This is a genomic window from Psychrobacillus psychrotolerans (assembly GCF_900115805.1).
GTDB classification, from domain to species: domain Bacteria; phylum Bacillota; class Bacilli; order Bacillales_A; family Planococcaceae; genus Psychrobacillus; species Psychrobacillus psychrotolerans.
The window spans coordinates 248514-273478 of sequence record NZ_FOXU01000002.1; the positions used below are offsets into that span (position 1 = coordinate 248514).

The 24965-nt window shown below is 36.8% G+C and carries 24 protein-coding genes and 5 tRNA genes; 18 read left to right on the forward strand and 11 right to left on the reverse strand.

All coding sequences use genetic code 11. The features are described from left to right. Positions 1-57: 57 nt before the first annotated feature. From BM260_RS06280 to BM260_RS06300, 5 genes are all read left to right on the forward strand, one after another. Positions 58-768 carry a PepSY domain-containing protein gene (locus BM260_RS06280; RefSeq protein ID WP_093536195.1) on the forward strand — a complete coding sequence of 237 codons (711 nt, stop codon included), beginning with the start codon at positions 58-60 and terminating at the stop codon, positions 766-768. A 270-nt stretch (positions 769-1038) separates the two neighbouring features. Beyond that, positions 1039-1608: a PepSY domain-containing protein gene (locus BM260_RS06285; protein ID WP_093536197.1), complete on the forward strand. Its 570-nt coding sequence runs from the start codon at positions 1039-1041 to the stop codon at positions 1606-1608. 141 nt (positions 1609-1749) lie between these two features. Beyond that, positions 1750-3171 (forward strand): aldehyde dehydrogenase family protein, encoded by a 1422-nt coding sequence (locus BM260_RS06290; RefSeq protein WP_093536199.1) that lies wholly within the window; start codon positions 1750-1752, stop codon positions 3169-3171. A 161-nt stretch (positions 3172-3332) separates the two neighbouring features. Next, the gene (locus tag BM260_RS06295; RefSeq protein ID WP_093536201.1) at positions 3333-4310 is read left to right on the forward strand and encodes a BMP family lipoprotein; all 978 of its coding nucleotides are present in this window, start codon (positions 3333-3335) and stop codon (positions 4308-4310) included. Between the two features lie 18 nt (positions 4311-4328). After that, complete coding sequence (locus BM260_RS06300) at positions 4329-5978, forward strand: methyl-accepting chemotaxis protein (RefSeq protein ID WP_093536203.1); 1650 nt, start codon at positions 4329-4331, stop codon at positions 5976-5978. 58 nt (positions 5979-6036) lie between these two features. Here the strand turns inward: BM260_RS06300 and BM260_RS06305 are convergent, their stop codons facing one another. After that, positions 6037-6690 carry an SIMPL domain-containing protein gene (locus BM260_RS06305; protein WP_093536205.1) on the reverse strand — a complete coding sequence of 218 codons (654 nt, stop codon included), beginning with the start codon at positions 6688-6690 and terminating at the stop codon, positions 6037-6039. Between the two features lie 111 nt (positions 6691-6801). Here BM260_RS06305 and BM260_RS06310 point away from each other — a divergent pair, with 111 nt between their 5' ends. After that, entirely contained in the window at positions 6802-8058 is a 1257-nt protein-coding gene (locus tag BM260_RS06310; RefSeq protein WP_093536207.1) for a coiled-coil domain-containing protein, read from the forward strand. Between the two features lie 216 nt (positions 8059-8274). Continuing rightward, entirely contained in the window at positions 8275-8475 is a 201-nt protein-coding gene (locus tag BM260_RS06315; RefSeq protein ID WP_093536209.1) for a hypothetical protein, read from the forward strand. Between the two features lie 202 nt (positions 8476-8677). On the opposite strand, the gene BM260_RS06320 is transcribed toward BM260_RS06315, so the two are convergent. Together BM260_RS06320 and BM260_RS06325 are read right to left on the reverse strand one after the other, a co-directional pair. Continuing rightward, positions 8678-9421, reverse strand: coding sequence for a LysM peptidoglycan-binding and 3D domain-containing protein (locus tag BM260_RS06320; protein WP_093536211.1), 744 nt, complete (start codon positions 9419-9421; stop codon positions 8678-8680). Positions 9422-9550: 129 nt separating this feature from the next. Continuing rightward, positions 9551-10165 carry a DUF2238 domain-containing protein gene (locus BM260_RS06325; RefSeq protein ID WP_093536213.1) on the reverse strand — a complete coding sequence of 205 codons (615 nt, stop codon included), beginning with the start codon at positions 10163-10165 and terminating at the stop codon, positions 9551-9553. 107 nt (positions 10166-10272) lie between these two features. Here BM260_RS06325 and BM260_RS06330 point away from each other — a divergent pair, with 107 nt between their 5' ends. The 3 genes from BM260_RS06330 to BM260_RS06340 all read left to right on the forward strand — a co-directional run bounded on the left by BM260_RS06330 (position 10273) and on the right by BM260_RS06340 (position 12264). Then, a complete protein-coding gene (locus BM260_RS06330) occupies positions 10273-10638 on the forward strand; it encodes a DUF2188 domain-containing protein (protein WP_093536215.1) in 366 nt (121 codons plus the stop codon). A gap of 320 nt (positions 10639-10958) precedes the next feature. Then, a complete protein-coding gene (locus BM260_RS06335; protein WP_281249745.1) occupies positions 10959-12023 on the forward strand; it encodes a YeeE/YedE family protein in 1065 nt (354 codons plus the stop codon). 16 nt (positions 12024-12039) lie between these two features. Beyond that, positions 12040-12264, forward strand: a complete 225-nt coding sequence (locus BM260_RS06340) for a sulfurtransferase TusA family protein (protein ID WP_093536219.1) — start codon at positions 12040-12042, stop codon at positions 12262-12264. 183 nt (positions 12265-12447) lie between these two features. On the opposite strand, the gene BM260_RS06345 is transcribed toward BM260_RS06340, so the two are convergent. Both BM260_RS06345 and BM260_RS06350 read right to left on the reverse strand, forming a co-directional pair. Next, a complete protein-coding gene (locus BM260_RS06345) occupies positions 12448-13227 on the reverse strand; it encodes a YqhG family protein (RefSeq protein WP_093536221.1) in 780 nt (259 codons plus the stop codon). Between the two features lie 26 nt (positions 13228-13253). After that, positions 13254-14792 (reverse strand): DEAD/DEAH box helicase, encoded by a 1539-nt coding sequence (locus BM260_RS06350; protein WP_093536728.1) that lies wholly within the window; start codon positions 14790-14792, stop codon positions 13254-13256. Between the two features lie 259 nt (positions 14793-15051). Here BM260_RS06350 and BM260_RS06355 point away from each other — a divergent pair. The 5 genes from BM260_RS06355 (at position 15052) to BM260_RS06375 (ending at position 15752) form a co-directional block, all read left to right on the forward strand. Next, positions 15052-15144, forward strand: a tRNA-Ser gene (locus BM260_RS06355). Positions 15145-15301: 157 nt separating this feature from the next. Further along, positions 15302-15376, forward strand: a tRNA-Met gene (locus tag BM260_RS06360). A gap of 3 nt (positions 15377-15379) precedes the next feature. Further along, positions 15380-15455: transfer RNA gene (locus tag BM260_RS06365), tRNA-Asp, on the forward strand. Between the two features lie 144 nt (positions 15456-15599). Continuing rightward, positions 15600-15675: transfer RNA gene (locus BM260_RS06370), tRNA-Phe, on the forward strand. 6 nt (positions 15676-15681) lie between these two features. After that, a tRNA-Gly gene (locus BM260_RS06375) sits at positions 15682-15752 on the forward strand. A gap of 50 nt (positions 15753-15802) precedes the next feature. On the opposite strand, the gene tlp is transcribed toward BM260_RS06375, so the two are convergent. Continuing rightward, positions 15803-16030 (reverse strand): small acid-soluble spore protein Tlp, encoded by a 228-nt coding sequence (gene tlp, locus BM260_RS06380; RefSeq protein ID WP_093536222.1) that lies wholly within the window; start codon positions 16028-16030, stop codon positions 15803-15805. Between the two features lie 215 nt (positions 16031-16245). Then, entirely contained in the window at positions 16246-17157 is a 912-nt protein-coding gene (locus BM260_RS18765) for a methyl-accepting chemotaxis protein (protein ID WP_093536224.1), read from the reverse strand. Between the two features lie 556 nt (positions 17158-17713). On the opposite strand from BM260_RS18765, the gene BM260_RS06390 reads away from it, so the two are divergent. The 3 genes from BM260_RS06390 to BM260_RS06400 all read left to right on the forward strand — a co-directional run bounded on the left by BM260_RS06390 (position 17714) and on the right by BM260_RS06400 (position 20233). Beyond that, entirely contained in the window at positions 17714-18355 is a 642-nt protein-coding gene (locus BM260_RS06390) for a hypothetical protein (protein WP_093536730.1), read from the forward strand. 120 nt (positions 18356-18475) lie between these two features. Further along, positions 18476-19351, forward strand: a complete 876-nt coding sequence (locus tag BM260_RS06395) for a radical SAM/SPASM domain-containing protein (protein WP_093536226.1) — start codon at positions 18476-18478, stop codon at positions 19349-19351. A gap of 69 nt (positions 19352-19420) precedes the next feature. Further along, positions 19421-20233, forward strand: a complete 813-nt coding sequence (locus BM260_RS06400; RefSeq protein WP_093536228.1) for an aldo/keto reductase — start codon at positions 19421-19423, stop codon at positions 20231-20233. Positions 20234-20284: 51 nt separating this feature from the next. Here the strand turns inward: BM260_RS06400 and BM260_RS06405 are convergent, their stop codons facing one another. From BM260_RS06405 to xylB, 4 genes are all read right to left on the reverse strand, one after another. Then, the gene (locus tag BM260_RS06405; protein WP_407691702.1) at positions 20285-21337 is read right to left on the reverse strand and encodes an aldose epimerase family protein; all 1053 of its coding nucleotides are present in this window, start codon (positions 21335-21337) and stop codon (positions 20285-20287) included. Between the two features lie 31 nt (positions 21338-21368). Further along, a complete protein-coding gene (locus tag BM260_RS06410) occupies positions 21369-22361 on the reverse strand; it encodes a Gfo/Idh/MocA family protein (protein WP_093536232.1) in 993 nt (330 codons plus the stop codon). Positions 22362-22410: 49 nt separating this feature from the next. After that, entirely contained in the window at positions 22411-23394 is a 984-nt protein-coding gene (locus tag BM260_RS06415; RefSeq protein ID WP_093536234.1) for an aldo/keto reductase, read from the reverse strand. Positions 23395-23458: 64 nt separating this feature from the next. After that, positions 23459-24958 (reverse strand): xylulokinase, encoded by a 1500-nt coding sequence (gene xylB, locus BM260_RS06420; RefSeq protein ID WP_093536236.1) that lies wholly within the window; start codon positions 24956-24958, stop codon positions 23459-23461. Positions 24959-24965 lie beyond the last annotated feature (7 nt).

Genomic DNA, 24965 nt, shown 5'->3' on the forward strand with positions numbered 1-24965 from the left:
TTCTTACTTTTGCGTTATATACTATAGCCAACAAACTTAACCATGAGGTGAGACACGATGAAAATAAGTAAGAACGGTTATATAATCGGAGGAGTAACGCTAATCATTTTGATAGTAGTTGGAGTGCTTTGGCTTTCCCCTTTTTCTTCTAAGCCACTTACAGAAGAGGAATTGAAATCCGCAGCACTTACAAAATACCCTGGCGAAATAATTCGTACGACTAAATCGGAGAACGAATATGAAATTGACATGCAAATGGAAAACGGAGTTTATGCTATTAGCATGGATACCAACAATGGAACTATTCTTTCCCTCAAACAAATTGCTACTGAGGAAGTGCCCCTAGCTGTTGAAACACTTACGGAAGCGCAGATCAAAAAGAAAATTGCTACTCAAGGTGAGATTCAATCCGTACTTTTTATAAATGAAAAGAATCCTTACTATGAAGTCGTTGTGCACAAGGAAAATGTTGAATTTAATCTAAAAGTGGATCCGTATAATGGTGCCATAATAGATTCTTCACAGGCTCCAGTAGCTCCTGTTTCAACTGAAAATATCCTCATCACTGAGAAAGAAGCACTTACTATAGCTGCTGATCATTTAAAAGGTACCGCCGATGATGAAGCAGAACTTCATCAACCTACTGGTCAACCACCTTATTATTTAGTAGAAGTTGAGATTGAAAATGGAGAAGAAGAAGATCGTGAAGCAGTTGTCGAAGTCGACGCATATACGGGTAAGGTAAAATCCGTAAATTGGGAGAACTAGTTAGACAAGGTTGGTGTGGCTACAGCCGCTACCAGCCTTTCTTTTTTGTTAAATTTACTACACAAAATTATTTTATTGCGATGCCGTCGTTCAGCAGATGTTTAGTTTAGTGAATGTTGGTGATTACTCGCGAAATCGGAATTTCATCCAAACCTTTTATGAGTATAATGTTAAATTCTATCCAAATTTTAACCTTCCGCTCCCCGTCCTTTCTTTTTTGCTGTATATAGTAATACATGTAAGGCAAACAAAACATAGGAGGACAATAAAATGAAAAAATTAGTAATTGGTTCATTAGCAGCTGTACTTATAATTAGTGGTGGAATTGGGATTAATGCTTTGGCAGATGACGACAATCTAAATCTTAGTAAAACGCAAAGTGAAAAATTAATAGGTTTCGAAAAAGCTAAAGAAGTAGCACTGAACGAAGCTAAAGGCACAATTGAAAGTATAGATCTTGAAAAAAATAATGGAAAAACATTTTATGAAGTAGATATAAATGGAGAAAAGTCAAAAGAAATCGAAGTACGAATAGATGCCTATAACGCAAAGGTCTTAAATGTAAGAGAAGATAACGACAACCAAGATGATGCCGACGATGTTCAGCATAATATAACAGCAAATACTAAACTTATTACAGAAGCTGAAGCAATTGAAATTGCTCAAAAACAATTCGAAGGTACATTAGTAGAAATCGGTTTAGAATCTGATGATGGTCGATATGAATATGAATTAGAACTTCGTACTGCTAAAGGAAATGCTGAGTTTACAATCGATGCTAGCTCTGGAGAAATTCTAGAGTCGGAGCTTGATAATGACGACGATCGTTTTGACGATTAATAATAATATTAGTTACCGCTTGATGGATATCCATCAAGCTTTTTTTATGACTGTTATAAATGGGTATAGTAAAGTTAAAGTTAGAATCATGAGATCTATAAGGATTAACTACAGAAAGTAGAATTTTGAAAGGATGATTCGATGAAAAAGCAATATTATGTGAATGGTAAATGGGTATCTTCAAATAAATATAAGGAGCTTCACTCTCCTCACACGAAGGAAGTAATAGCACAGATTCCACAAGCAACTCTGCAGGAAGTAGATATAGCAATTGACATAGCAGATGAAGCAAGAAAACAAATGACTGCCTTAACTGCATATGAACGAGCTGCAGTTTTAGAGCATATTGCACAATTGTTTATTGATCATCGTCAAAAGGCTGCGGAAATTATTTCCTTAGAGGCTTCAAAACCGATTAAGTATGCTTTAGGGGAAATTGACCGAACTATAGAAACTTATAAATTTGCCGCGGAGGAAGCTAAGCGACTAACTGGAGAAATGATTCCTATGGATGCTGCTCAAAATGGAGCGAACCGTTTTGGCTATACTATTGAGCAGCCAATTGGAGTAGTTGGTGCGATTACACCATTTAATTTTCCTCAAAATTTAGTGGCACATAAAGTCGGGCCTGCCATTGCTGCGGGTAATACAATTGTTCTGAAACCTGCCTCACAGACTCCCCTTTCTGCACTCTTTTTAGCGGAGTTAATCGATCAAACAGCATTGCCAAAGGGGGCCTTTAATGTAGTGACAGGTAGCGGAAAAACAATTGGAGATGCCCTAATAAAAAGTGATAAAGTAAAAATGATTACTTTTACTGGTAGTCCTGCAGTCGGAAAAGGGATTCGGGATAGAGCAGGATTGAAGAAAGTAGCACTTGAACTAGGCTCTAATTCCGGATTGATAATCGACAAAAATGTAGACTTAGCCCAAATTGTTCCAAAATGTGTGATGGGTGCATTCTCTAACCAAGGTCAGGTTTGTATTTCTTTACAACGCACATATGTAATGGATGAAGTATATGATGAATTTATCGAGCAATTTTCTACTTTAACGAACAAGTTGGTAATTGGAAATCCAGAAGATGAGTCAACAGATATTTCTGCTATGATTCACCCGGACGAACAAGAACGAGCGCTAAGTTGGGTACAAGAAGCAGTGGAACAAGGATCTAAGGTTATTTCTGGAGGCATGATAGAAAATGGTATTTTCTTGCCTACAATTTTAACTAATGTAGGTGCAGACTCTAAGGTATCTTGCCAAGAAGTTTTTGCTCCAATCGTTTTAGTAAACCGCATCTCTTCTATAGATGAGGGTATTGATGCTATTAACAATTCCAACTTTGGCCTTCAGGCTGGTATTTTCACAAATGATATTTCGACTGCTTTTAAAGCCTCCAAAGAGCTACAAGTTGGGGGTGTCATGATTAATGATATCCCTACCTACCGTGTCGACCAAATGCCATATGGTGGTGTGAAAGATAGCGGTACTGGTAAAGAGGGCATAAAATATGCAATTCAGGAAATGACAGAGACAAAACTTGTTGTTTGGAATCAACAATAAAAACAAATTTATACTTTCTCAAAAAAGGAGCCAAATGGCTCTTTTTTTATTGGTCTACCCTCAATTTCTGAATTATTAATGTACATAAAACGGCTTAAGTATCTTGATTATGAGACGATATTAGTCAAGAATATCAATTATTTATCATTAGGAGTGTCTGTATGAACAAAGGTCTTATTATTTTATTATTATTTATCTCTTTATTAATTATTACGGGATGCACGGAGAAGGAACCCACTTTAGAGGATCAGCAATTAAAAATTGGGATTATGCTTTCGAATGCAGGGCTTGGAGATCAATCATTCTCTGATTTAGGGTTTGCGGGCTTAGAAAAAGCACGGGATGAGCTGAATATCTCATTTGAGTATAAAGAAATCCAAGAAACAGAGACATATGCAAAAGGAATAGAGCAGCTAGTGAAATCTGGTAACGATCTAATTATTGGCCTTGGATTTTCCGTCCAAGAAGACCTTGAAATGATTGCAAAGAAATATCCAGAAACATCATTTTTACTAATAGATGCTCAATCTGACCTACCCAATGTCAACAACGTAACATTTAAAGAAGAGGAAGCCTCGTTTTTGTTAGGAGCAATAGCTGGTATGAAAACAACAAGTAATGTTGTTGGATTTGTTGGAGGTGAGGATGTTCCGCTCATCCATAAATTTGAAAAAGGCTTTACAGCAGGTGTAAAATCTGAAAATCCAGAGGCAGTAGTGTTATCCGAATACGCGAATGACTTCGGCAATGATAAATTGGGTGAAGGCATTGCAAAAGAAATGATTTCAGCCAAAGCTGACTATATCTACCCTGCTGCAGGCTTTACAGGAGTTGGCGTTATAAAGGAATCTGAACGCTTAGGCATCTATACATTTGGAGTAGACAGCGATCAGTTTTACTTGGCGGAGAATTCGATTGTCTCTTCTATGCTAAAACAAGTGGACATTGCTATTTTCAATACCATACAAGAACTAGTCGAAGATGGTAAAATATCTGAGAAAAATCAAATACTAGGCATAAAGGAAAATGGTGTAAGTATTGCACCTATTCGTGTAATCGAATTATCGGCCGCTGAGAAAAATCGGATAGCTAAACTACAAGAAGATATCGCAAATGGTTCTATAACAATACTACAATAGAAATAAGGTGACTAGAATATGAAGCTTAAACAGAAGATATTAATGATATCTATTATCCCGTTGCTACTATCCGCCTGTATTATCGGCTATAACATAATTCAACTATCGGCATTAAAATCGTCGACAGAAGAAATTGTAAAAGCTTTAGTGAAAGTCGAAGAGTTAAATAGTTCAGCAAAAAGCTTACAAAAATCGTTAAGTGTATACTCGTTAAATATATCAGAAAGCAATAAAAATGATATAGAGGTCGATTTAGCTTCTACTCAATCCATCAATGATGAACTATCATCTTCCCTAACAACATCGGAACAGAAACAATTGAATACTAATATCTCTAAAAAGTATGAAGAAATATTAAGTTATTCCAATCAAGCAATTACGGAACAAAACCTTGCCGAGATTAAGCGGCAATCCACGCGCACAAAAGGACTTATAAATGACGTGATCCAATTAAAAAGAAATATTACTACAGAATATTCGATTATGCAGAGCAATTTGCAAACCAAAATTGATGGTATTATTTCTATTTCCATTATTTTAGTAGTGCTGTTGTTAGTTAGTAGTATCACTTTGGTGATTATCTTTACCAATAGAATTGTTCGGCCAATCCGTGACATTACTAAGAATGCAGAGGAAATTGCCAACGGGAATCTCGCTGTCGATATTGTACAAGTAAAAACTCGGGATGAAGTGGCAACACTGCAAAAGTCCTTTGAACAAATGACTATGAATTTAAGAGAAGTCATTACGCACGTCTCTGATAGCTCCAATCAAGTAGCCGCTTCTGCAGAAGAACTAATGGCAAGTGCAGATGAGACGATGAAGGGTACTGAATTGATATCCTCTTCTATCCAACAAGTTTCTGAAGGAGCAGAGTATCAAACAAATATGGCAAAAGAATCTGCTCGCTCTGCAGTGGAAAGCGCAAATGCAATTACTCAAATTGCAGAAAAAGCAAAAGATACAATGAAGATAACGATTGCAACTAATGAGAAAACCTTGCAAGGTTCTGCATTCGTTCAAGATACAGTAGCACAGATGAGATTAATAAATGATGCTGTATTAGAAACAGATCAGGCGCTTGTCACACTCAATGACCGTTCTAAAGACATTGTGCACATCCTCAAACTTATTACAGACATCGCGGACCAAACGAATTTGCTTGCTCTAAATGCAGCCATTGAAGCAGCACGTGCTGGTGAAGCGGGTAAAGGCTTTGCAGTAGTTGCAGATGAAGTGAGGAAACTGTCCGAACAAACGAGAAAATCGGTCTCTGATATTTCCGAAATTGCTACCGAAATTGAAAGTGAGACAAAGAAAACAGTAACATCCATTAATGGAGTAAAGGAAAAAGTTGACTCTGGGCTTACAATTGCCCATCACACGGAAGTAACGTTCCATGATATCCTGACATCGGTAGAACAAGTAAAAGAACAAGTTGGAGATATATCATCCATCACAAATAACATTCATATAATTGTTAAAGATGTTGCTAACCATGCTAATAATATGTCTACAGTAGCAAGTGAAACATTTGATAGTTCATCTTCTGTTGCTGCGGCTTCAGAAGAGCAGCTAGCCTCAATGGAAGAAGTAACAGCAGCAGCTGTCTCTCTAGCAAATCTTGCCGAGGACTTACAAATTAGGGTTTCCAAATTTAATATTTAGTACGACCAAAAATCCCCGTGTATAAACTAACATACGGGGATTTTTGGTCTTTCATTTATTAATACTGAAATTTGACAGTAACGGTTGCACTTACAGAAATTTTTCCTTGCTCAATAGGTGTTCCCATCTGCGAACTAGCTATCGAGAGTGTTTTATACAGTTCTGGCCCATTTTGCTGGTGCTCCTCCACGATAGAAATTGGTTGTGGATATAATGTGAGCTTCATCGTCTGAGCAATTGTTTGCGCATTAATTTGAGCATGTTGAAGCGCTTTCTGAAGCGCCTGTTGGTAAACAACTTCGGGGTTATCTAAACCAAACTGAATAGAAGAAACACTATTCGCCCCATTTGCCACCGCAGTATCGATTACACTGCCGACTTTTTCAATATCCTCTAATTTTACTGTAATAGCATTCGTCACCTCATATCCTCTGAATACCTGTTTTCCGTCTATAAAATCATATTGTGGAAAGATATTAAAAGCTGCTGTTTGTATGTTTTCCCTTGGAATATTTAACGCCAATAAGGATTGTATTACCCGGTTCATTACTTGTGCATTTTCTTCCTGGGGTTGTTGTACCTCTTTACCTTGCGTTCTTACTTCTATTTGAAGTTGAGCATAGTTTGGTCCAACCTCTATTACCCCCCTGCCAGTTACGGTGATTATTCTCACCATAGGAACTGAAAGAGATGGAATACCTGCATACAACATTCAATTACCACCTTTTATATGTTTATACCAACACAACCTAATTCATCACATATAACAATAATGTTCATAAAATAAGGCATAATGACTTTCTGTATAAAGGAGTATGAAGAAGTGAAAGAATCGAAGGTCCATTTAGTTTCTGATGCCTTGGCAAAAAGTAACAGCCAAAAACATTTTTATACCAATCACCATGCAGAATTTCTAGAAGAACAAATAGTCGTAAATCGTCGTTTAATGAAATCTATTTCACAGTTGGACCAATCGAGTAAAACCATATTACGTGAATTACGTGATCAAAGCACAGTCCTTAATAAGTTAAATACTAATCACAGATATGATTATGGCAATATCAAAAAGATACTGTTCAATTTTGCGCAAACTTCAAAAGAATCCAAGTACCAATTACAAAACCTAGGGCAATCACTTCAATCCATCAATGTACTTTTAAATAACCATTCTGAACTTAACGAAGTAAATAACGAGAAAACAAACAATTTCGAGAGAGCACTAACAAAACTACAAGCAAGTGTGAATAGGCAAAGAAATTTTCTTAACAACTTTGCTATTAGACAGAACGGTTCTTTAGAAGATATTAAAGGCCAACTACATCAACATGGAAGTAAGACAGATACGCAATTGGAAATCATTCAAAGTGTGCTAACAGAACAAAAGCGGTTTTTTACTATAGTATCGAAAAATTTGGAAGAACAGAACCTTTTGCATAAAATATATTCTGCTAAAGAAGAACAGTTAACATCTCCAACTCATCTGGAAGAAATGGTAAAACAAATAAACGAGCAATTTAATAAACAAAAAGAAATTCTAAATAATTTATCTGAAACTCAAAACAATCAGTATCAGCTTTTTTCAAGTCAATTTAAAGAGCAAAACCATTTTAATAATCAGGTAAATGAGAAACTGGAGCTTTCTGAGGAGATGGATGAATTAATATTTGAGGAAATTAAACATCAAATAACACAGCAGGACGATATATATAATTATCTACAAGATAGCTTAAATAGACAGCAAGGTTTTTTACTGCAGTTATCAGACAATCAAGATCGACAACTTGAAAAAGTTAAAGTTAGCCTGGAAAGTATTAAAGAAGTAGATGCTCAACAGATTGAAGTTCTATCAGATGTAAAGGATTCCATAGAAAGACTTCTAAATATAAAGGGGAACTTAGGTATATTGTTATCTAAGCTTCCACCAGATTATCCTCTTAAACAAATTATTGTTGGGGGTGTGCCAATCGCAGTAGAAAAACTAATTTCAATCAATAAAAAAACAGGTATCGCTTTTTTTTCAAATGGCATAGAAACGATCTCTTTTGATCTTGAAAAAATAGAAGCAATTCATTGGGATTAAAAATAAAATTTAAAATCTCTTACGTACTTATCCTATATAATGGTTGGTCGTGACTTACGTCATGTCCAACCATTTTTACTGTAAAATAGATTTCTTCGCTACATAGTTTCTGTTTCCAATGATTAAATCTCTCTTAACGAGATATTAACCTATCGATAGATTATAACAATACATAAAATATAATATCCCCTCTTGTGAGAGGGGAAGTCCTTTTAGATGGAGGTGTTTTGTGGTTTATTAGCGACTTTACCCCCAAACTATCGAGTAAATGAGATTGTTGTAGACGGTTTTAATGAAGATGTTTTTCGTTTTATCAACCTAGAAGAAGACACTCACCTTGCTTACTTTAGAGAAGAAGACGGAGGTTTGGTAGTTGGAGACTGCCGTAGAATTTCCTTAGTTGATTTCCCGGCCTAACTTAAACATTATGCTGGAATTCAAATTTGTAGAGAATAACTTCATTAGCAAATTATCTGGGTACACTTTATATTTTTACTAATGAAGTTTTTCACATAGTGTAGAGTGGAATACTAACGATAGAACTCTGTAAAACTGATTTTCCACAAAGCCAAAGAGACCTAGTGGAATTAACTCCATTAGGTCTCTCCATTAAAACAAATTAATTTAGAACTTTTACCTTCACTGTTTTACGTCCCCAATTTAGTGCTTCTTGTTTCGTTGGGATGAAAATATCTATTTTATTTCCTTTGATGGCTCCGCCAGTATCACCAGCTATCGCTTCTCCATAGCCCTCTACCCATACTTTTGAACCTAATGGAATTACAGTTGGGTCGACAGAAATAACTTTTTGGTTTGGATTAGCTTTTAAGTTAATACCAGTAGCTGTGATTCCCGAGCAACCAGCACATGACGCAGTATAAGCTGTTGCTGTCATCGTTAACTCTTTTTCAACAGAAGCCGTCGTTTTAGTCTCTGAAGTTGGAGCATTAGAAGTAACAGAAGTTGTCGTCGTAGCTGCACTTACCTTAGGTTGTATCACCTTTGCTCCATCTAGTACTAATTTATCTCCCGGTTTGATTAAATCACTAGTTAACTGATTGTTTGTCATTAATTGATTTACAGTCATATTATATTTTTCAGCTATATTAAATAATGTATCACCTGTAACAACAACATACGTTTGCACAGCTTCCTCCACTTTTAATTGTTGAGATGGATATATAACTGTTGAATTGAGATCGTTCCATGTTTGTAAATCTTGTACACTTACATTCTCCGCTTGAGAAATAGACCAAAGTGTATCACCTTTTTCTACCGTATGAACGCTTGATGCAGACGCTTGACCTGCCGTTCCTACTGATAGTGTTACAATTGCGGTTAGTGCAATAATGTGTTTTTTCATAAAATGAATTTCCTCCTTTTCACTAACGAGATTCATCATACCACCTATATATGACAGAACCATTGCATTCTCATTAGGATGAAATATCATTTAAGTGACAGGATTCTACAAAATGCAACAATTGTAATATTACTTCTTTAATATCCGATCATGCCATTTTGATAAGATGAGCAAAGCTAATAGGCAACCAGCTAAAGCTAAACTCATATCCCACTGAGCATCCCACTTATCTCCTTGCATACCTAGAAAGTCTTTAGCAGCCTTACTTCCTTTTGTAAGTTTCGTACTCAACCATTCAATAATTTCGTATAAAGCTGCAATGGATAAAATAATACTGGTCGTGCATACAAATAACCAAGCACCTTTTGTTAACGGGCTAAGGCGTATGAATAATTCTCTCACTACGATTGCAGCAAAACCTTTAAAAAAGTGCCCCATGCGATCGTAATTGTTTCGCTTTAAGTCAAATTCGTCCTTCACCCAATTAAACAACGGAACCTCAGAATATGTAAAATGCCCCCCTATAAATGTAAGAATACATAAAAAGGCTATGATGAAGTAGGAAAGCGTGGTAAATCGAAACTTCCTATAAGTTATGACCAGTAAAATTATAGCAATCACACCTGGGCTTACTTCCGCTATCCAGTCAGCATAATCGAATGGTTTAATAGCTGACCATATTAAAACGACAAGAACAATAACAAATAGGCTAATGTGTATTTTAGAGATAGCTTGAAATCTCAACTTCCTCCCTCCTTTCAAATCCTAGCCTGTCCAAAAATGCATTTGATGATTCAAATACGTTTCAGTCCCTAAGAAACGGGAAAACGAATGCTAAGGAGGCGTTAAAAATGCCATGGAATAAAGACGATTATCCCGATTCTATGAAAAATCTAGAAACCGATGTAAGAGAGAAAGCTATTGAGATTGCCAATGCCTTGTTAGAAGATAATTACGAGGAGGGACGAGCAATTTCTATCGCTACTTCTCAGGCAAGAATAGCCATCCACGGCGATGAAGAGGAACGTGTTACATATGAAGTTATTTCGCGTGAAACCGACTGGGTTTTGAGGAAAGCAGACGGTAAACGTTCTATTTTTGTGGAGAAAACGAAAGCAGAATTACTTCAAAAAGCAAAACCATATGTAAATGATCAAAACGGTATTCTTACTATTTATGAGGAAGATGGATCAATAGAAGATACTCTATATGAATAAATTAAGTATGTAAGAACAATAAATAATCAAGATATAGTTTCTAGAAAATTAATCTATGCTGTATTAAAGAGAGTAATTTACAGTCTCCTGAAATCTCAATTTCGGGAGTTTTTTTTATGAGAGATTCCATGTAATACTCGAGTTAAACTGAATAGCCCTCTTCTATCTTATTAATTTTCATTTGCACCATCAAAATTCTTCATTTTATCTATGAAAATAATTTTCTCCTCCAAAATTACTATTGAAATCAATAATAGAATAATATATTATAACCCTATTAGTTTAGTCGGATTTAAAGGGAGGGTATTTATTTGGTACAAATGATTATTACTGGTTTGTTGTGTGGCGCTTTGTTAGGGTTTGTTATGCAACGAGGAAGATTTTGTTTGACTGGTGGCTTTCGTGATATGTATTTAACGAAAGACAATCGTATGTTCTATGCTTTACTAATTGCCATTGCCGTACAAAGTGTAGGTGTTTATACACTTGTCGCACTAGAAGTCATTCAAATTAGCACAGGTACTTTACCGTTATTTGCAATTATTTTGGGATCATTTATATTTGGTATCGGTATTGTGCTAGCCGGTGGTTGCGCTACTGGAACCTGGTACCGTGCTGGAGAAGGTTTAATAGGCAGTTGGATTGCATTAGCTGGTTATATACTTATGAGCACAATTATGAAAACAGGCCCACTCAGTCCGTTAAATCAAAAAATCCAACAGCCTCAATTACCAACGAATTCTATGGCAGATACTCTCGGAATAAACGTTTGGTTTTTAATTGCACTATTACTAGCTGTGGTAGGTTGGATTATTTATAAAGAAGTTACAAAACCAAAAGTAGTTATCCCAACACTTAAACCAAAAAAAACAGGGTTGGCACACATTTTATTTGAAAAGCGCTGGCATCCATTTTTGACTGCATTATTAGTTGGACTTATTGCAATTCTCGCTTGGCCATTAAGCTCAGCAACTGGTCGAATCGCAGGTTTAGGCATTACTACTCCTTCCGCAAATATCCTACAATATTTAACTACAGGAGATTTGGCATTCATTAACTGGGGAGTATTTTTAGTTCTTGGTATTTTGGTAGGGTCATTTGTTGCCGCTAAAGCCAGCAATGAGTTCCGCTTTAGAATGCCTGATGTAAAAACAGGATTAACTAGTTTTACTGGCGGTAACTTAATGGGATTTGGAGCAAGCTTGGCAGGTGGTTGTTCCATTGGGAACGGGTTGGTTATGACGGCTCTAATGACCTGGCAGGGTTGGATCGCATTGATCTTCATGATTCTTGGTACATGGACAGCTGTTTACTTCGTCTTCATTCGTGGAAGAAAGGAAAAGAAAAGTAAAGCCACTGTTCAAACAAGCATAACAACAGCATAAAGAAGGAGTGTCATACATGAAAAAAGTATTAGGTGTCATGGGAATGGTTTGTCCCTTCCCTTTAGTAGAAGCAAAAGAAGCAATCGCAGAGTTAAGCTCAGGAGATGAACTAGTAATAGAATTTGATTGTACACAAGCTACAGATACAATTCCTCGTTGGGCTGCGGAAGAAGGGCATAACGTTACTAACTATGAACAGGTTGGCGATGCCGCATGGACAATAACTGTTCAAAAGAAATAATAAACCGAACAATAAGACATTCGGTTCAGTAATTTCAAAATCTGTTTCTATCGTATCGAAGTGAAGTGTTACGAACAGACGTTTGGATCTATTAATACCGATAATTTTTTGAGAGGCTAGACGTGACTAACATCATGTCCAGCCTCTCTTTTCTCGGTGATATTATGGACTTTTACAGGAAGTCTATTTTAAATAAAAGATACCTCCGTTTATAACTTCGATCTTTATCCGCGCTTCATACTGTTGTTCCAGTGCTGTTTTTTCCATCTCGTAGCTCTCAGGTCTTACCTCCACACCTTCATAGAAGAATTCTAGCACCCGCATATCTCGTTGCCATCTTTTTTTCGCTTGCTCAGCCCACGAATGGTCGTCCTGCTGAATCGCATTTTCAACTACTCCATCTAAACGCTCTAAACCGCGATTTGGTTTAATAACATAAGGTAGTAAAAAGGCATTTGGTGGCATAGAAGGAGCAATATTCATCTCGTTTAAAGAAGTATGAAAGTTGGATATTATATTGCCATTCATCAAGTTAATACCAAGGGAATGAAGTAATTCTTTTGTTTGATTGCTGTAATAGGATACTTTATAATTCACTCCTAGCCATGGAGTAAGTATTGGTCGGTTAATGGTTCCCTCTACCTGCTCAAACATTTGGATAAAAGAACCCATATCATGCGTCACTTGAAAAAGTTGACTCAAACGCGGTGATCCAAAATGCACTAACTCGCCCTTAATATTCTCAGTCAACTTTGTTTGATCCGTTATTAATGTAAGCTGTGCCGGACAAGGTACTCCACCAGTAGTTTCTACATATTGCCAATAGTAAGGCCTATTCATAATGCGTTTATCCATATCTATTGTCAGCTGAACTGTGAGATAATGATCCGTATCATTTACAAACTGACAATTATTTTCCAAGAAAAAAGTTCTTAAATATTGCTGAACCTGTTGTGGGTACATATATATCCTCCTTTACATGTCCCCGTTTAAATCGTCTGTTTGAAAGCGGACAATATATCATCTAAATCACCTACGACCTTTTCGAAAACATCAATTTTTTTGTAAAGTAGTTGCAATATATCTATCTCAATCGTGTTATCAATAGCTAAATTGTAAATATGAACATCATGTTCTTGCCCTAGCCGGTGCACACGCCCAATACGTTGTTCCAATTTCATTGGATTCCATGGTAGATCATAATTTATCACATGGTGACAAAACTGGAGGTTTATCCCCTCTCCACCTGATTCCGTTGCTATTAATACTTGCGCGTGTTCCTTGAATAAATGCTTCATATAATCTCGTTTATTTTTATTGAATTTCCCATTAAAAAGCACGCTTGTAATACCTTTTGTGTGTAAAAACCACTGCAAGTATGCTTGACTTGCTTTATATTCCGTAAAAATAATTACTTTATCCTGAGCTTTAGATACTATCTCCAATGCTTTCTCTGCTTTTGAGTTTATATCTAATGCCATTAACTTTTGCATAACATATTCTACAGAATTATTTTCCTCTAAACTTGTACAATTTTGCCGCATTTTATTTAATGTAAGAAATGTCGCCTCCTTGCTGCTACACATTTCCTTCTGTAGTGTAATCATCGAAAAAGCTCCTGAAAAAACAGGAGAAATATTCTTCAAGTCTAAGATTAGTTCATACACTTCTTTTTCTTCCGCTGTAAACTGTATGGGAATAATATTCACTTGACGATTCGTCCATTCTATCCCCGTGTCTTGTCTTCGGTTTCGGACCATCACTTGGTTTACCAGCTCTTTCAGGTAGTCATCATGCTCTAAATCATGCTTGCTTGCAGAGAACGCTGATTGAAACGTCTCATAATTTCCTAGGTGTCCAGGTTTTAATAGTGAAATAAGATTAAATAGTTCAAACACATCATTTTGAACAGGAGTAGCAGTTAACAATAAGCAAAATTTCTTCTTTAAACTTTGCACAAACTCGTAGATTTTAGTTTTGTGGTTTTTTAACTTATGTGCTTCATCAATAATGATCATGTCATAATCCTGTGCAAAGATAAGTTCTCTATGAGGACTTTTTTTGGCGGTATCCATACTCAGAACAACAACTTCACAATGTTCTAAAGGAGTATTTTTCTTATAAGCTACAGCGGGTATATAAAACTTATAATGCAGCTCCTCCACCCATTGATTGATAAGTGAAGCGGGAGCCAATATTAAAGCCTTCTTTACTAGCCCACGAACTAAATACTCTTTCAATATCAAGCCAGCTTCTATGGTTTTACCAAGTCCCACCTCATCAGCCAAAATTGCTTTTCCATTCATTCTTTCAATAACTGTTTCTGCAACCTTTAATTGATGTTCAAGTGGCTTTAAATTAGTTAAATACTTCGGAGATTGAAGTCCTGTGAACTCCGTGATTAAGTTATTTTGCGCAATATGATAGCTCATATTATAAAATGTCCAATTATCCCACGGTTCAATACCTTCTAATCGTTTAGTCAAACCATCTGCCCATTCCGATGACTTTTCTATAATCATTTCCATCACCTCAGAATACTTTTCCTTAGGATGTCCCAAAATTAGAAGTGTATGATTAAGTTTCTAAATAAAGAGAAAATGACTTAACAACCCTTTAGACACGCGATGTTTCTGGAAATCTAATTGAAAAAATAACCTAGAAAATCTACTGTTTTAGAAACTAATTTATTTTTTTCATAAAAAACTATTGCCTTTCTAGTTAATAATGCTATATAATATAAAAGTCGCAAATGATTTGGAACTTATCCAGTCAATTGTTAATCACGGAGGAATACCCAAGTTCGGCTGAAGGGATCGGTCTTGAAAACCGACAGGCGGGTCATACCGCGCGGGGGTTCGAATCCCTCTTCCTCCTCCATTTTTATTTTATTGTTGGTAGTTGTAATTTTTTATTGTCGCGGGTGGAGCGAATCGCTTTACGAAGAAAGCGATTAACACCGATGCAGGCGTCAGCCGAAGCAGGTGTCCTACTTTTCTTGAGCGCAGTATCATGGTGTTTGTAAGTATATTATTGTCGCGGGGTGGAGCAGTGGTAGCTCGTCGGGCTCATAACCCGAAGGTCGCAGGTTCAAATCCTGTCCCCGCAACCAAATGGTCCCGTGGTGTAGCGGTTAACATGCCTGCCTGTCACGCAGGAGATCGCCGGTTCGATCCCGGTCGGGACCGCCATTTTTTAATTTTGAGATTTTGAGATTGGTGATAAGCAAGAAGGTCGAGGAAGCGATTGAGTGATGGAAGGAGCGTACTAAAGTACGTGACTAACTGAACGAATGAAGCTGACAAAGAGATTCGCAGCTTAGCACAATCGAAGTTGGCTCAGTAGCTCAGTCGGTAGAGCAAAGGACTGAAAATCCTTGTGTCGGCGGTTCGATTCCGTCCTGAGCCACCATATTATGCGGGTGTAGTTTAGTGGTAAAACCTCAGCCTTCCAAGCTGATGATGAGAGTTCGATTCTCTTCACCCGCTTCTTAATTGCAGAAGACCTATTGATCATTTGATCAATAGGTCTTCTTTTATTATTTATTTCTATTTTCTGCTTCATCTAATATTTCTTTTCGGAAACCTTCGATACTTTCTTTTCGACGCTCATTCTTCTCCCGGATGGCTTCCTGATTATTTCCAATGGTGTGTTCCATTGTCTCTTCGGCAGCCTCCATATTTTCAATTGTATTCTTCACCATTTTTTTCAGTTTTTTCGCATTATCTGATCGGTCATCTGGGTTAGGTTTATTGGTATTAGTCACTTCAATTCCTCCTTGTTATTTCACACATAATTTATCGTCTCCTATATTTCTAAAATTATTCAGAGGTGGGTAAATCATAGGTAATTTTGTTAAAAATCAAAAAAAGCTTGGAGGAGCACTTCCAGGCTTTTTCCTATCTTCGTTAACTACATGGGGAACAAAGTACATATGCAGTTAAATGTCGCTAAAGGCTTCAGGAGTTGGAGATATTGACTTTAAATGAGCTCCTGGAATTTATGTGCACGGTCATCAAGAGCCTCAGCAGACGAAGAAATTTCAGCAAAATCTTGTATAGCTAAATGAATTTGCTGATGCGTTTTTTCTACGTTATCAGATACACGTGTGATATTCTCAGTCACTTGCTCGATTTCTCGTACAATCCCTTCAATATTTTCTTTTACTTCTGAAATAGATTGCTCCACTTGAACGGAGAGTTTTCTTACTTCCTTTGCTACTACTTCAAACCCTCGGCCAAATTCCCCTGCTCTTGCAGCTTCAATAGCAGCATTCAACGCCAATAGATTAGTTTGCGAAGCAATTTGTCGAATCGTCTTAACAATTCCTTTTATTGAATCAGTCTGGTTATGTAATCCTACCAAGTTATCTAGATTCCCTTGAGAATCCGCCGCAATTCGCTTGATCGTATCTCCTAATTCTTCACTTCTTGTTATACCAACTTCCGAGCGATTGAATAACTCCGCTGACATTTGTTTCAAGTCATCTGCAACTTGTACAATTGAATTTTGTCGGTTAGTAATATCGGTCGCTATTTTTAAAACTCCAATGACTTTTCTTCTAGTTCCTTCTGCAAAGACAGGCATATAAGTAGCTTCTAACCAAACACGATTTCCTGAAGCATCCATTCTCTCCACTTTGTCCTGAAAACTTTTTCCGGATAACAGATTCCTCCAAAACTTTTCGTAATCGGTGCTCTTCGCAAAAGCTGGAAAACAAAATTCTTCATGACTCTTCTCATACAGTTCTTCTATTGTATAATCTAAGGTTTGCGCAAACAGATCATTGACATATGCGACCTTCCTATTCATATCAAACCTAATAATAGCTAGATTATTTTTAATCGCATTCATTACAAGCTCGTCCGTCACATTATTATTTACTGTTATCATATTCGTCTATTCCCCATCCCATTTACTTTATCTATTTCTATCAACACTTGTAGAATATTTCTTTGTTTATCAGTTATTAACGATTTCAATACAATCCGTTCATCCACAAAACGTTTTCCTCATTCTAAAGGAGCAATAATTTTATCTTACAGTCTATAATTTGCTCTTTTATAGAACTTAGGAATCACGTCATGGCCTAGTTACTATTTAACATAAAAAAACAATAAATGTCAAAGTTTATTTAAAATAATTATACAAACGTTATACAAAAGTATTAGTAGATGTTTAATTCATACCAACAGGTAAATGATAAATAGCCTCAATGTGCTTTACTCTCTCTTGAAGAAAGGTCCTTCAAATGACAATTTGAACTTACAGAATAGCCAATATTTCCTTTAATCTTCGTAGAACTTTCATTAAGGATTTCTAATGTTCTTTCATTTGTCTCATACCTCTCTAAAATTTTACTCCACTAACTTTTCTTATAATGAATGGAATAATCTTGTCCATTTAGGACAAGATAAATAGGAATAAAAGAAGAAGGGCGGTAATGACTATTACTACAGAATGGTTTGACAGAGTAACAGAGGAGCTACAGGACCACTTAAATTCGATTTGTGAGGAGTATGACCAAATTGGGCATATGAATATTAATCGTGCTTCTAAGCATCCAAGAATTGAATTTTTTGTTAGTACTGAAGATGAGGATCGAGATTATTTTTGTACCATTCTGTTTGATCCATATAACGAAGAGTTCTATGTAGAAAGCTTCGATGTCGAACTTCTTCAACCTACCAGAATTATATTGCACGATATTACGGATATTATAGAAGCTGTTCATGAAAGCTTTCACGAGTTTCTTACACACGATAGTGATAGTGAGTTAGTTTATTTGGATGATGATAGTGATGACGAGGATGATGAAATTACTATTGAGGAAATCGATGTAGAATGGGAAACTCCTGAGGTTACCGCTTTTCTAATTGAAGATAACGTTGAAGTTACCTATCAGTTCGGGGTAGATAACGCTAATGGCGATGGTGTTCTTCGAAGAGTAAATCGACTTTGGACAGACGATGACGTCCTTGAGGACGAAAGCACCTTCACTTTTAAGAAGGATGAAGCCAGTACTATTATAGCTATGATTGCTAGTCATATGGATAGAATGGTCGGATACGATGAAATTATAGATTTATGATTTTTACCCTTAAATGGTCAAGTTGCCATTTGAGGGTTTTTTATTATGCTCAAAAGACATTAATAAAAGACGATATTCTGATAAAATGAAAGGAAACAGAAATGAAATGGAGAACATACCTTGAAAACCTTCAAAAAAATGTATATTGAAATTACGAGTGTTTGTAATCTTGCTTGTAGTTTCTGTCCACCGACAAGTAGAGCAAAGAATATCCTTAAACTAGATGCATTTAATAAAACATTAGATCAGATACGACCACACACAAAATATATTTACCTTCATGTTAAAGGAGAGCCACTTTTACATCCAAGAGTCGATCAGTTATTAGAAGCTAGTCATGCCAAGGGTTTTAGAGTTAATATTACAACCAATGGTACGCTTATCAATAAAAATCGACATAAACTATTAGGTAAACCAGCACTTCGTCAAATCAATTTCTCTTTACATAGTTTCGATGGTCATGAGGGATCCGAAAATCGAGAAAAATATTTAGGTGATATTCTAGATTTTGTTCGAGAAGCCAAGGAACATAATATCATTATTTCCTTCCGATTATGGAACTTACAGAGAGAACAGGTTTCAGAAATTGCACAACGTAGAAATCGCGAAACGTTGGAAATACTTGAGAAAGAATATAACTTAGACTATAAAATTGAAGAAAAAGTTCAACCCGGCAAAGGCATCAAAATTGCACATAATATATATTTGAACCAGGATCATGAGTTTCAATGGCCAAGTTTACTTGCACCGGAGGATGATGGAAAAGGATTCTGCCACGCTCTTCGAAACCAAGCAGCTATTCTTGTAGATGGAACCGTTGTACCATGCTGTCTAGATGGTGAAGGTGTGATTGACTTAGGTAATATTCATAACAATTCTTTCTCTGATATTATTGAGAGTGAACGAGCAAATAATTTGTATGATGGATTTACTAGAAGAGAAGCAGTTGAAGAAATGTGCAGAAAATGTGGATATAGACAGAGATTTGGTGTTTGATGCACTTATTGTTGGATACAAAGGAATCCGAATGGTAATATTATATTTTTAGAGAGGAGAGATATATACATGGAATTTCTAACACTTAGTAATGGATTGAAAATCCCTCAAATTGGTTTTGGTGTTTGGCAAGTTGATAACGAAACAGAAGCTCCAGCTGCTGTAGAAGAGGCTCTTCGCGTCGGCTATCGTCATATTGATACCGCAGCTACTTACGGTAACGAAGAAGGAGTGGCAAAAGGAATTGCTGCTTCTGGTGTTGCTCGTGAAGATATCTTCCTAACTTCAAAAATTTGGAACGATGACGTTCGTGCAGGCCGTACAAAAGAAGCATTTCAAGAGTCCCTTAACCGTTTAAACACGGACTATCTAGATTTATGCTTAATCCATTGGCCAGTTGACGGTATTGTAGAAGCTTGGCGTGCGCTGGTTGAGCTGTACAATGAAGGAAAAATAAAGTCAATTGGTGTGTCTAACTTCAAAGAACATCACTTGGAGCAATTAGAGGCAGCTGGATTGATGACGCCTATGATCAATCAAATCGAGCTACACCCCCAATTACCACAGCAGAACTTTGTGAATTATTTATCCGACAAAGGTATTCATGTAGAAGCTTGGAGTCCCCTTATGCAAGGGAAATTCTTAGATTTTGATTTATTCCACCAGTTGGCTGAAAAGTATGGGAAGTCTCCATCACAAATTGTGCTTCGCTGGCACTTACAATTAGGACGAGTTGCTTTACCAAAATCGATTACTCCTAGTCGTATTCAAGAAAACTTTAATGTCTTTGACTTCAAATTATCGTCTGAAGATATGGACGCAATTGCTAAACTAGCTACAAATGTTCGCATGGGTCCTGACCCAGACGAAATTCAATTCTAATAAAAAAAGCCGGAAGAAGTGTCTTAAACTTCTCTCGGCTTTTTTCATGTATTATTCTTCTGCTATAACTCCGAAAGAATAAATTGTTGTAGTCATGTACTCATCCCCTGCTCGTAGAATAGACGAAAGGAAATGAGGATGATGAATTGAATCAGGTGGGCCTTGCGTTTCCAGGCATAAACCTAAATAATCTCTTAGCTCTTCGCCTCTCATAATTTCCGTATTGCCCATGTTATTTCCTGTATAGAAAACGACTGCAGACTCTGTCGTTTCTACTACTAGTTTACGACCACTTTCTGATTCTGTTAATAACATTGCATTAAGTTCGTTTTCAGTAAATAAAAATGGATGGTCGTAACCGTTTCCGACTAATACATTTTGTGGATGAACAGAGGCCACTCCATCCATTATTTTACGACCTTCTCTAAAATCAAATACAGAGTTCTCAACCGGCACTATATTTCCGGTCGGAAGAAACTCCTCATTTAACTCTAAATACAAAGGACTATCCATCGTTAGTGCATGGCCTAATACATCCCTTTTCAAATTCCCACTAAGATTAAAATATGAGTGATTCGTTACATTTACTAATGTGTCTTTATCAGAAATACCAGTGTATGTAATTAATAGCGTGTCTTCCTCGTGTAAAATGGTGTAATTTACTTTCATTTCTAGATTACCAGGGTATCCTTCTTCCCCATCTGCGCTTAAATAGGTAAACTCAATTGTAGTATCTTGGTCTCCTTCCAACACAGTAGCATTCCATATTGTATGACTAAATCCATTGAGACCTCCATGTATATGATTATTTTTATCGTTTTTTTGGAGATTGTAGATATCCTCTCCTATACAAAAAGAGTCTCCACTGATGCGACCAGCAACTCGACCTACAACTGCTCCTAAGTACTTTGGATTATGATCGTATTCCTCTAACGTATCATATCCGAGAACAACATTTTCATATTGCCCTGTTCTGTCAGAAGCTAAAACTTTTGTAATTACACATCCATAATTCATACAGGATACTTCAAAACCATTATTATTTCTAACTGTAAATAAAGTAACTGGTAGTCCATTTATATACCCAAATAGCTTTTCTGTCACTGACACTTAGCAACCCAATCCTTTCTTATTATTACTTCATCTCTATAAGTTCTCCGGTTTGTATAGAATGATAACATGCTTCTATCACTTGCATATTATTAATAGTAGAAACTCCTGTAATTTCTGGATTACTATTCATTTGTATTACTTTCGAAAAGTGTTCCACTTCTAGCCGGTATAGATCCCCGTATATATTCTCTTCACGCACTATGTCTGCCACTTGTGTTATTACCTTCCCTACTCCACCGTTATTATCTGGTCGAAAGGCAAAAGGCACTTTGATCGTTCCTTTTGTACCTATTACTTCATATTCATTTCTTCCAGTCATATCAAAACTGCAGTCGAATATGGCACGTACTCCCCCGCCCATGTTCAAATATCCAAAGGTGCTCAAATCTATACCTGTTTCAGGGTCAAGTTCCGCAAAGCATTGCACAGAAACTGGTTCGGCATCTAACAAATAACGAATCGCATGAATGCTATAACAACCCACATCATAAAGAGAGCCTCCCCCCTTTGCTTTGTCCATTCTAAATTTATCTACACGGGATTGTAAGTGAAAGGAGTGACTCGATTTTATAAGCTTTATGTCCCCAATTTCACCCGATGCCATTATTTCTTTTACGCGCTGATGCTGTGGATGTAGCTGGTACATGAAGGCTTCCATAAACTTTACATTGCTCTCTCGACATACTTCCACCATTTCTTCTGCTTCTTGGGCTGTTAAAGCTACTGGCTTTTCGCATAGTATATGCTTACCTTGCTTAGCTGCTTTAAATACCCATTCCTTATGTAAATGATTAGGAAGCGGGATGTAAACAGCTTCAATATCGGAATCGTTAAGAAGTTCTTCATAGCTTTCATAAGCTTTAGGGATACCTAGCTTAGAAGCTACTGGATGCACTTGACTTCCCCTACTCGAGATAGCTATTAACTCCGCATTATCTGCTCGGCCAATTGCCGGTATTAGTTGTTGCTGCGCAATATTTGCCGTACTTAATACTCCCCATCTAATGTTCTCCATTCAGTCATCTCCCTTTACCTTCAGACTCCAATTATTAACAAAAGTAATACTAGTAAACTCCTTTAATTTCACTATGGACTTCTTGCATATAAAACTTTGCTAGTTTTTGCATTTCCTCTCCTGTATAAGCACTAACATTAACTGCCTGTAGGTTATCCTTTACTTGAGCAACTGTTTTAAAACCAGGTATGACACATGAAATCTCTTCATACTCCAGTATCCACTTTAATGCAGCTCGAGTCATATTTTCTCTACCTTCCGCAATCCATTCTAGTTTACCCGCTAACTCCACACCCTTTTCTAGCCCTAATCCTGCAAAAGTTTCACCCACATTAAACGCAGATCCGTCTTGGTTAAAGTTACGATGGTCATCCGATTCAAATTTAGTACCTATATTAAATTTTCCAGTTAGTAGTCCACTTGCAAGCGGAACACGCGCAAGGATTCCGACACCCTTTTCCTTAGCCTTTGGAAATAATTGATCCAATGGTTTTTGGCGGAAGATGTTGAATATTACTTGTAGGCTATCAACATTTGGTTGTTCTAAGCATAGTAGCCCTTCTTCAACCGTCTCCACACTAACACCATAATAACGAATTTTACCTTGTTTCTTTAAGTGATCCAGCACTTCAAATACTTGACCATCTTTTAAAATTTCTAGAGGTGGACAATGAATTTGCAACAAATCAATTTGATCTCTACCAAGACGTCTTAAGCTATCATCACAGTACTTCGTAACACTTTCCATGGAATATGTTTTAGGATCATAAACATCACCCGCTCTGCAAAATTTCGTAGCTATATGAATCTCTCCATGTTTTCCTTTCGTTGCTTTGGCTAAAAGCTCCTCACTATGACCATCCCCATATACATCGGCTGTATCAAAAAAGTTAACCCCGTTGCCAATTGCATAATCTAATGCTTTTAAAGACTCCTCGTCATTTGTTTTTCCCCATGCTCCACCTATTGCCCAAGTTCCAAAGCTAAGTTCACTTACCTTTAAATCTGTGCTACCAATTTGACGATAATTCATTTCGCCACTCCTCTCCCTTTGTAAATAAGAGCCTCAACTATGTAGTTGAGACTCGTTATAACACTTACTTGCGGAATTCCAAAAGTGCTTTATTTAGAACTTTTGTTTGACCATAAACCTGTTGATAAATAAGAAATAACTTTTTATATTTTTCCACATTTACGGGAATAGGATTAAACTGTTTATCTTCATTTAAAAAGTTAGCTGCACAATCTTTTAATGAATTAAACCACCCACACCCATAAGCTGCTAGCATCGCTGCTCCCATTCCTGGTCCCTGTTCGCTAGTTAGTCGGACAATTTTCGCATCGAAAATATCTGCTTGCATTTGAAGCCAATCATCATTTTGAGCTCCACCACCAATTGATACAATAGTATCTATCAACTTCCCGTTTTTCCGAAAGATTTCAATAGATTCATGTAAAGAGAATGTTATTCCTTCTAAAACAGAACGAACAAAATCCTTGCGCTGATGCGAACTATCTATTCCTATGAAACTAGCACGAATTATTGCATCTGCATGAGGCGTTCTTTCTCCAACTAAATAGGGGGTAAACAACAATCCATTTGAACCTACCGGAACAGTATTTACCTCGGACAATAATTGTTGGAAAGATTCTTCACTTGCGAAAACCTCTTTAAACCACGTCAAGCTATGACCCGCAGAAAGCGTTACACCCATTGTATAAAAAGCATCCGAGACCCCGTGATTAAAATAATGAACCTTCCCATTAAAATTCTTATCTGGGGTTGCCTCATAAGATAATACAACACCCGATGTCCCTATGCTACAAAGCGTTTTTCCATCCTCTAAAATACCAGAGCCAATTGCACCACAAGCATTATCCGCACCACCTGCAAACACTCGAGTTGTAGCTGATAGACCAGTTGCTTGTGCAATATCTAAAGAAATAGTACCAACTTCGTCATGGGAATCTAACAATGGCGGACAAATACTTGGGTTGATATCCAATAAAGCACATATAGTTGTGCTCCATTCTTTTCTACCAACATCTAATAAAAGAGTTCCCGCAGCATCCGAATAATCTATATGAAGCTGACCTGTTAATCTGTACCGTAAATAATCCTTAGGAAGTACAAAAGTCTTTACCCGCTCAAATACTTGCGGCTCATGTTCTTTCACCCATAATATTTTGGGTAACGTAAAACCTTCCAAAGCGGGGTTTTTTGTTATTTGAAGCAGTTTATCTTCACCAATTACATTATAGATTTGCTGACACTGAGCTGTAGTGCGTGTATCATTCCAAAGAATTGCAGGACGTAATACCTCATTTTGTTCATCTAACAGAACAAGGCCATGCATTTGTCCCGAAAAACTCATCCCTTCAATATTCGCTATATCGGTTGGAAAATCCTTTAATAGCTCTTTTAAACCTACTATTGTTTGTTCCACCCAGCGCTCGGGATTTTGTTCGCTATAACCCGTTTTTTCCTGTATTAAAGGATAGGGTTTCGATACACTTTGAATGACTTCCCCACTAGTATCGACTAGCAATATCTTCACAGCGCTAGTTCCTAAATCTACCCCAATAACATATTTCATCACTTCA

Excerpts from the sequence above, each read along its gene's own strand:
- BM260_RS06280 (WP_093536195.1), top strand. The coding sequence starts at position 58 with ATGAAAATAAGTAAGAACGGTTATATAATCGGAGGAGTAACGCTAATC.
- BM260_RS06285 (WP_093536197.1), top strand. The coding sequence starts at position 1,039 with ATGAAAAAATTAGTAATTGGTTCATTAGCAGCTGTACTTATAATTAGT.
- BM260_RS06290 (WP_093536199.1), top strand. The coding sequence starts at position 1,750 with ATGAAAAAGCAATATTATGTGAATGGTAAATGGGTATCTTCAAATAAA.
- BM260_RS06295 (WP_093536201.1), top strand. The coding sequence starts at position 3,333 with ATGAACAAAGGTCTTATTATTTTATTATTATTTATCTCTTTATTAATT.
- BM260_RS06300 (WP_093536203.1), top strand. The coding sequence starts at position 4,329 with ATGAAGCTTAAACAGAAGATATTAATGATATCTATTATCCCGTTGCTA.
- BM260_RS06305 (WP_093536205.1), bottom strand. The coding sequence starts at position 6,690 with ATGTTGTATGCAGGTATTCCATCTCTTTCAGTTCCTATGGTGAGAATA.
- BM260_RS06315 (WP_093536209.1), top strand. The coding sequence starts at position 8,275 with ATGGAGGTGTTTTGTGGTTTATTAGCGACTTTACCCCCAAACTATCGA.
- BM260_RS06320 (WP_093536211.1), bottom strand. The coding sequence starts at position 9,421 with ATGAAAAAACACATTATTGCACTAACCGCAATTGTAACACTATCAGTA.
- BM260_RS06330 (WP_093536215.1), top strand. The coding sequence starts at position 10,273 with ATGCCATGGAATAAAGACGATTATCCCGATTCTATGAAAAATCTAGAA.
- BM260_RS06335 (WP_281249745.1), top strand. The coding sequence starts at position 10,959 with ATGATTATTACTGGTTTGTTGTGTGGCGCTTTGTTAGGGTTTGTTATG.
- BM260_RS06340 (WP_093536219.1), top strand. The coding sequence starts at position 12,040 with ATGAAAAAAGTATTAGGTGTCATGGGAATGGTTTGTCCCTTCCCTTTA.
- BM260_RS06345 (WP_093536221.1), bottom strand. The coding sequence starts at position 13,227 with ATGTACCCACAACAGGTTCAGCAATATTTAAGAACTTTTTTCTTGGAA.
- BM260_RS06350 (WP_093536728.1), bottom strand. The coding sequence starts at position 14,792 with ATGGAAATGATTATAGAAAAGTCATCGGAATGGGCAGATGGTTTGACT.
- BM260_RS18765 (WP_093536224.1), bottom strand. The coding sequence starts at position 17,157 with ATGATAACAGTAAATAATAATGTGACGGACGAGCTTGTAATGAATGCG.
- BM260_RS06400 (WP_093536228.1), top strand. The coding sequence starts at position 19,421 with ATGGAATTTCTAACACTTAGTAATGGATTGAAAATCCCTCAAATTGGT.
- BM260_RS06410 (WP_093536232.1), bottom strand. The coding sequence starts at position 22,361 with ATGGAGAACATTAGATGGGGAGTATTAAGTACGGCAAATATTGCGCAG.
- BM260_RS06415 (WP_093536234.1), bottom strand. The coding sequence starts at position 23,394 with ATGAATTATCGTCAAATTGGTAGCACAGATTTAAAGGTAAGTGAACTT.
- xylB (WP_093536236.1), bottom strand. The coding sequence starts at position 24,958 with ATGAAATATGTTATTGGGGTAGATTTAGGAACTAGCGCTGTGAAGATA.